The following is a 499-nucleotide window of genomic DNA, read 5'->3' as shown; positions in this document are numbered from 1 at the left end:
CGTAGCGGCGGACCTGGGCATCGTCCCAGTGCTTGCGCGTGTAACGGATGATTCCCCGCAGATCAGCTTCCGCGGCCTCCGTCAGCACGTAGGCCCTCAAGCAGGACGATCCTCAACGAACTCATCATCGAGGATTTCTCCAACTTGCTTGTTGGACACCCTTCCCGCCAGGCCCTCCTTGATACGGGCGTTCAAAAGGGTTTTCAGTTCCCGCATGGCCTGCTCACCATCAGCATCGCCCGGGAACAGACGCTCCAGCGCGTACTGCCTGATCGTCTTGCCCTCCAGGGCAGCGGTCGCCTTCAGGCTTTGATGCTGCTGCTCGGTGATATCGATGGTCAGACGGCTCATCCGCGCGACTCCAGATCCACAGGGAATCTACATTATCACAAATGTGGGTTTGATCATTTCCGCAGTCAGCGAGTCACCGCCGCAGGACAGATTCCCGATGCCAAGCCAGGTACGGCAGGTGGCCAGGTGCCACGCTCCGCAGGCGTAA

The 499-nt window shown here is 59.7% G+C and carries 1 protein-coding gene; it reads right to left on the bottom strand.

Features of this window, described 5'->3' with window-relative positions; all coding sequences use genetic code 11:
- Positions 1 to 96: 96 nt before the first annotated feature.
- Complete coding sequence (locus ABD76_RS00475) at positions 97 to 351, bottom strand: hypothetical protein (protein WP_197253343.1); 255 nt, start codon at positions 349 to 351, stop codon at positions 97 to 99.
- Positions 352 to 499 lie beyond the last annotated feature (148 nt).

Origin of the sequence: Paenibacillus dendritiformis (genome assembly GCF_015845845.1) — a bacterium.
Lineage (GTDB): Bacteria > Bacillota > Bacilli > Paenibacillales > Paenibacillaceae > Paenibacillus_B > Paenibacillus_B dendritiformis_C.
The sequence above is the reverse complement of the archived record's forward strand: the minus strand, read 5'-3'. Positions and strand labels throughout refer to the sequence as shown.